At 63.6% G+C, this 1,224-nt stretch carries 1 protein-coding gene; it reads right to left on the reverse strand.

What is annotated here, in order from left to right; translation table 11 throughout:
• Positions 1 to 5: 5 nt before the first annotated feature.
• Positions 6 to 1,162 (reverse strand): IS3 family transposase gene (locus ACYVGY_RS13620; protein WP_460458041.1). Its coding sequence is split into 2 segments (ribosomal slippage): positions 6 to 913 and positions 913 to 1,162, totalling 1,158 coding nucleotides; the frame shifts between segments, so codons are not numbered across the junction.
• Positions 1,163 to 1,224 lie beyond the last annotated feature (62 nt).

The following is a 1,224-nucleotide window of genomic DNA, read 5'->3' on the forward strand; positions in this document are numbered from 1 at the left end:
GGGTTCTACCCCGTTTCCGCGGACGGTTTGATTAAGGTCTGAAACTCCCGATCACGCCGGGCAACTCTACGACGCATTCGCGGATTGTGGAACCGCTCCAGGTAGTCGAACAGGTCGGCACGCGCTTCGTCCCGGGTCCGGTAGTGGGTGCGGTACACGCGCTCCCGCTTGAGCACCCCGAAGAACCCCTCGCACGCCGCGTTGTCGCCGCAATGGCCGACCGCGCTCATGCTGCAAACGAGGGCGTTGCCGCCCAGGAACTTTTGGTAGGTGCCGCTAATGAATTGCCCGCCGCGGTCGGAATGTAGGATCACTTCCGCGTCGCCTTCTCGCTGCCACACCGCCGCCTGGATGGCGCGCACCACCATGTGCCGGTCCTGGCGATGGTGCATCGACCAGCCCATCACCCGCTTGCAGTAGAGATCCAGCACGACGCACAGGTAGAGCTTTCCCTCGTCCGTGAGGATCTCGGAGATATCCGTGACCCATTTGGTCTCGGGCTCGAAGGCGTCAAAATCCCGCTCCAGCAGGTTCTCGACCCCGACGGGGCGCGTGCCAGGCTTTTGGCCAAACCGCCGCCTTTTTCGCTGCGGCCAGCCCTGTAGCCCGTTCGCCGCCATCAGACGCGCCACCCGGTTGAGGCTGGCGCCTTCGCCCTCGTCGCCCAGGTCTTCGTGCATCCGAGGTGCGCCCAAGACGCCCCTGCTGTCCTCATGCATCTCACGGATGCGCACCAGCAAACGCGTGTTGTCCTGCGCCCGCGGTCCTGGCTTTCGCCCGGACCAGGCGTAGAAACCGCTGGTCGATACTTCAAGGCAACGGCACATCATTCGTACGGGAAAATCCGTGCGGCAGTACTCAATCACCGCGTACCGTTCGGTGATTGCTTCGCGAAGTACGCCGCCGCGCTTTTTAGGAAATCACGCTCCTTGGTCACCCGCGCCAGCTCGCGCTTGGTGCGGGCGAGCTCCTCGTCGCGTGGGGTGCCGCCGCCTGGGAAAGCTTTGGTTCCGCCGGCATCGGCTTCCCGCACCCAGCGGGTCAGCAGGGCCGGTTGGACCCCGACCTCCAGGGCGACCTTCCGACAGCTCGACTTCGATCGGCGGACCAGTTCGACCAGCTCGTGCTTGTACTCAGGGCTGTAACGCTTGCGCTTGGACATGGACACTCCTTTGACCCAGTATGGATCTTAGTGAAAGTGTCCGCAGAATCGGGGTAGAACCC

This window comes from Arenimonas alkanexedens (genome assembly GCF_054781355.1).